Origin of the sequence: Bradyrhizobium sp. STM 3809, assembly GCF_000239795.1 — a bacterium.
Classification (GTDB): domain Bacteria; phylum Pseudomonadota; class Alphaproteobacteria; order Rhizobiales; family Xanthobacteraceae; genus Bradyrhizobium.
On the sequence record NZ_CAFJ01000721.1, the window covers coordinates 1 to 4,635 of the forward strand.

6 protein-coding genes are annotated in these 4,635 nt (G+C 62.7%); 4 read left to right on the forward strand and 2 right to left on the reverse strand.

Going from position 1 to position 4,635, the window contains the following annotated elements; all coding sequences use genetic code 11:
• The coding region (locus BRAS3809_RS31120; RefSeq protein WP_502685687.1) for an LPS-assembly protein LptD at positions 1-1,283 on the reverse strand (1,283 nt) is incomplete at its 3' end.
• Here BRAS3809_RS31120 and BRAS3809_RS37525 point away from each other — a divergent pair.
• From BRAS3809_RS37525 to BRAS3809_RS31130, 3 genes are read left to right on the forward strand one after another with little or no spacing between them, the layout of a single operon-like run.
• Positions 1,174-1,404, forward strand: coding sequence for a hypothetical protein (locus tag BRAS3809_RS37525; protein ID WP_240535813.1), 231 nt, complete (start codon positions 1,174-1,176; stop codon positions 1,402-1,404). The two genes, BRAS3809_RS31120 and BRAS3809_RS37525, sit on opposite strands and share 110 nt — an antisense overlap.
• Before the next feature lie 39 nt (positions 1,405-1,443).
• A complete protein-coding gene (locus BRAS3809_RS31125) occupies positions 1,444-2,079 on the forward strand; it encodes a DUF2975 domain-containing protein (RefSeq protein WP_008965988.1) in 636 nt (211 codons plus the stop codon).
• A 16-nt stretch (positions 2,080-2,095) separates the two neighbouring features.
• Positions 2,096-2,332, forward strand: coding sequence for a helix-turn-helix domain-containing protein (locus BRAS3809_RS31130; protein WP_035659685.1), 237 nt, complete (start codon positions 2,096-2,098; stop codon positions 2,330-2,332).
• 42 nt (positions 2,333-2,374) lie between these two features.
• Here the strand turns inward: BRAS3809_RS31130 and BRAS3809_RS31135 are convergent, their stop codons facing one another.
• Positions 2,375-4,054, reverse strand: a complete 1,680-nt coding sequence (locus BRAS3809_RS31135) for a methyl-accepting chemotaxis protein (protein WP_008965990.1) — start codon at positions 4,052-4,054, stop codon at positions 2,375-2,377.
• A gap of 237 nt (positions 4,055-4,291) precedes the next feature.
• On the opposite strand from BRAS3809_RS31135, the gene BRAS3809_RS31140 reads away from it, so the two are divergent.
• Positions 4,292-4,635, forward strand: a 344-nt coding sequence (locus BRAS3809_RS31140) for a PAS domain-containing protein (RefSeq protein ID WP_240535814.1), incomplete at its 3' end; no start/stop codon positions are given.

Below are 4,635 nucleotides of genomic sequence, written 5' to 3' on the forward strand. Positions count from 1 at the left end.
ACGTTCGAGTAGTCCAGCACCGGATAGACGATCGGCACGGTCTGCTGGTTGCCGGAGAGGCTCAGATAGTGCATCGCCCTGAGATCGAAGACGCTGCGGTTGCCGACGCCGGTCAGGTACAGCTGCGAGATCGCCTCCGTCGGCAGCGTCATGAACGAGTTGAACGGATCGCGGTATTGCGCCAGCCGGTAGTCCGACAGGAACATGTAGTCGGACAGCAGGACGCCGTCCCAGCCGAATACCCATTTGTCGTTGAATGCGAACTGGCCCTTGGTATCGATGCCGCCGCGGAACTGGCGGTCGCCCGGCTGGCCGGCGAACGCGTTGCGGTTCAACTGGTCGATGCCGTACAGGCGCACCTGATAGCCGCCATTGTCGAGGCGCTGGCGGAATTCGGTCTGCAGCAGCACGCCCTGCTTGGAGGTGATGCGCGGCGTGAAGGTCGCGTCGTAACTGCCGTCGATCGCCCAGTAGTAGGGGATATCGACGCCGACGCCGTAGCCGCCGGTCTGGGTGAAGCCCGGCATCAGGAAGCCGCTCTTGCGCTTCACCGTCGGATCGGGCGTCGAGAAATACGGGATATAGGCGAGCGGAACGCCGAACATTTCGAGCTGGGCATTCTCGAAATACAGCATCTTCTCGGCCTGGTCGTGGATGATGCGCGCTCCCTTGACTTGCCACAGCGGCGGCTTCTTCGGATCGTCCCGGCACGGCGCGCAGGCGGTGTAGACCCCGTTCTCGAACACGGTGGTGTTGCCCCTCGAACGGTCGGCGCGGGTCGCCGCCATCCGCGTCTGGTCCTCGGTTTCGACGCGCAGCGAATCGACGAAGCCGTCGCGATAGTCGTCCGACAGATCGAGGCTGTTGGCGTAAGTGATCTTGCCGTCGGCATCGGTCATGCGGATGTTGCCTTCCGCATGCAGGCGCTTGGTCTTCTGGTCGTAGATCACCCGGTCGGCCTCGACCGACGAACCGTTGTAGAACAGCTGCACGTTGCCGACCGCCGAGACGCGCGAATTGTTGGTGTCGTATTCGACGGTGGTCGCCTGCACCAGCATCTGGTTGTCGTTGGCGACACGCGGCGGCGGCGGCTTCGGCGGCAGCGGATTGTAGGTGAAGCTCTGGGCGGCAGCGGCGGTCGGCAGCATCGCGCTTGCGGCCAGCACAACGCACATGGCGAGCGCAGCTTGGCTCATCCTGAAGGCCCGCACGCGGCGCGAGCCCGTCGACGCCGTTCGGGAGCGAGCAAAGCAGCGGTCGGTCACGCGGGCAGGCTTCGTGATGGGACGCTTCGACATCGATTCACGCAAAACATTGCTGACGCGGCAGGGCGAATCCATGGTGCGCGGCGCTGGTGGCTTTTTTGGCGCGCCCGTGCCGTCTGCGGCTTCATTGACGTTATGAAATTAATGTTTTACAATAAAAATGTAAAGTGGATCGAAAATGGTTGAAATCGTTCGTCTGAGACCTGTGGCCGGACGCCCACGGCGTGGGGAGCCGCCCGATGCCATCGTCGACGAGAATTCTCGCGCGCAGCCCGCGCTGCGCAGCAGGATCACGTGGCTATGCCGCTTCGTTCAATGGGCTGCGGTCGCATGGAGCTTGTGGGTTCCTGTCTCCTTCCTCTGGCGCTGGCTGCCGGTTGATCCCGCGGGCCTCGTCGGTCCGCTCGGCTACGCGCTGAAGACCGATATGACCGGCTTGTCGGCGACCCAGGTCGAATGGTTCCTGGCTTTGACGCTGGTGGTCTGGATCCCCGATCTTGCGGTGGGCTACTGCATCTGGCGTCTTTTCGGCACCTACTTGCAGGGACGGATCTTCACAGTCGAGGCGGCGATCTGGATGCTGCGCGTTGGAGTCTGCGGCTTTGCCGCGGTCGCGGCTGACATGATCATCCGCAAGCTCGGCCTGCTGGTGTTGACCAGCCATGTCCAGCTGCGGCTTTCCACCTTGCTCACCTTTCAGACCATCCTGCCCGCGGACTTGCTCCGCATGCTGTTCTCGCTGTTCGTCATTGCGCTCGCGCAGATCTTCAAAGCCGCGGCCGAATTGGCGGACGACCATGCCAAGATCATTTGAGAAGATCGTTCAACCCATGCCGATCATCGTCAATCTCGACGTCATGCTGGCCAGACGCAAGATGCGCTCCAAGGAGCTTGCCGAGCGCATCGGCATCACCGAGCAGAACGTCTCGCTGCTGAAATCCGGCAAGGTCCGCGGCGTGCGTTTCGACACGCTGGCGCGGATCTGCGAGGTGCTGCGCTGCCAGCCGGGCGACATTCTCGAATACAGGCCCGACGGCGCCGAGGAGCCGCAGCGCCTCGCGGGCTGAAGGCCCGCGGGCGGCGCAGCTGCCTATGACCCGACCCGCGGCTCAGGCCTTGCCGGCGGCGATGGCCTGTGCTTCCGCGGCGGCCCGCTGCATGCTCGACGACATCTCGCCGGTGACGGTGCTTTGCTCTTCCACCGCGGCCGCGGTCGAGGTGACATATTCGCTGACGTTCTGGATTTCGGACTTGATCACGCTCAGCGCGTTCACGACCTCGCTGGAGATCTCGTTGAGGCCTCCGATCTCCGCGCCGATCTTGTCGGTTGCGGCCTTGGCCTGGTTTGCGAGGTTCTTGACCTCTGCTGCCACCACCGCGAAGCCGCGGCCTGCCTCGCCGGCGCGCGCCGACTCGATGGTGGCGTTGAGCGCAAGCAGGTTGATCTGCCCGGTGATGTCGCCGATCAATTCGACGATGCCGCTCATGGCCTGCGTCGCATCGCTCAGGCGCTTGGCCTGCGAATCCGCCGAGGCGACACGCTCTGCCGCGCCCATGGCCGTCTCGCGCGACTTCGTCATGGCTTCGGAGATCTCGCGCACCGACGCGTTCAGCTCCTCGGCGCCGGCTGCGACCGACTCCATCATGCCGCGGACGCGCTCGTTGCCCATCCGCACCAGCACCTGCTGGGTGACGTCGGTGGCGAACTTCACCACCTTGAACGGCTTGCCGTTGAGGTCGAGGATGGGATTGTAGGACGCCTGGATCCAGACCTGGCGTCCGCCCTTGCCGATCCGCTTGTATTCCGCGGCCTGATATTCCCCGCGGTTCAGCGCCGCCCAGAATTCGCGATAGGCTTGGCTGTCGCGCTCCGACGGCTCCACGAACATCGAATGGTGGCGGCCCTTGATCTCAGACAGCGAGTAGCCGAGCGCATTGAGGAAATTGTCGTTGGCATTGATGATCGTGCCGTCGAGATTGAACTCGATGACCGCCTGCGACTTGTTGATGGCCGCGATCTGCCCGGCGAGATCGGCATTTCTGAGCTTCTGATCGGTCACGTCGGTGGCGAATTTGACGACCTTGAACGGCTTGCCATCCTGGTCGAGCACCGGGTTGTAGGACGCCTGGATCCAGACCTCCTTGCCGCCCTTCCCGATCCGCTTGTATTCGGCGGCGCGATACTGCCCACCTCTCAGCGCCGCCCAGAACTCGCGATAGCCCTGACCTTCGCGCTCGTCGGGGGACACGAACATGCTGTGATGCTTGCCCTGGATCTCGCGCAGGCTGTAGCCGAGCGCATTCAGGAAATTGTCGTTGGCGGTGATGATCGTACCGTCCATGTTGAACTCGATGACGGCCTGCGACCGGCCGATCGCCGCGACCTGCGCGCTGTAGTCGAGGTTCTGCAGCCGGATGCTGGCGTCGGACCATTCCACCACCGTGCCGGCGCGGCTTCCGTCCGGATGGCGCAGCGGCTGCGCGACCAGGTCGAACGTCCATTTGCCGATCTTGATGCAGGCCCTGTGCTCGGCGGCCAGCGCTTTCAGCATGTGCCGCTGGTGCGACGGGTCCTTGTGAAATCCGTCGATGTTGGTGCCGATCAGGCCGTCGACCCGGAAGCTCGGCAACTGAGTCTTCAGATCCGCTTCCGCCTCGCGCAACAGCGCCGTCACGGCCTTGTTCATGTAGACGATGTCGAGCTTGTCGTCGGCGACCATGACCTTCGCCGTGATCGCATCCGTGGCCAGGGCGGCCAGCGTCTCACTCTTGTTCTTGCGACCGAACATCAGCATGTCCTCATTGAAACGGGTTAGGGTCTCTCGCCGTCAGCCGTCTGCTGCAGCACGACGCCAGGGGGAAGTCCGTTCGAAATTCGAGTCCCCGTAAAAGTCCGGGTTTGTTCAATTTAACATCACCATAGTAAGAATTAGTTAGACAGTTTACTGCGGCGCTGTTCGAATTACGCAATCTGCGCGCAGGTACCGGGCAAGATTTTCAAGATCATCAAGTGCCGCAGGGATCGGTTGCCCCAGATCAAGAACAGCGATGCGTCGATCGCTAGGTTGAGCAGGGTCTCAACCTCGATATTCGACATGACAGAGCACGATGTCGCCGAGATGGTCGAGCTGCCGCGGGTCTTTCTCGACAGTCTCGGCATGGGCGTCTCGATCGTCGAGATCGAAACGGGGCGCATTCGTTTTGCGAACGCCGAGTGCTGCCGGATCCTGGGCTACTCCCTGGAGCAGCTGCGGCGCGAGCACATCAGCTTCCTCGATCTGACGTTTCCCGACGACCGGGAGAACAATCGCGCACAGCACGACAAGCTGCTGGCGGGAGAGATCGATCGCTACCGAATCGAGAAGCGGTA

What these genes read in the sequence shown, in the direction of transcription:
- BRAS3809_RS37525 (WP_240535813.1), top strand. Translation starts at nt 1,174, where the DNA reads ATGGCGAGCGCAGCTTGGCTCATCCTGAAGGCCCGCACGCGGCGCGAG.
- BRAS3809_RS31125 (WP_008965988.1), top strand. Translation starts at nt 1,444, where the DNA reads ATGGTTGAAATCGTTCGTCTGAGACCTGTGGCCGGACGCCCACGGCGT.
- BRAS3809_RS31130 (WP_035659685.1), top strand. Translation starts at nt 2,096, where the DNA reads ATGCCGATCATCGTCAATCTCGACGTCATGCTGGCCAGACGCAAGATG.
- BRAS3809_RS31135 (WP_008965990.1), bottom strand. Translation starts at nt 4,054, where the DNA reads ATGTTCGGTCGCAAGAACAAGAGTGAGACGCTGGCCGCCCTGGCCACG.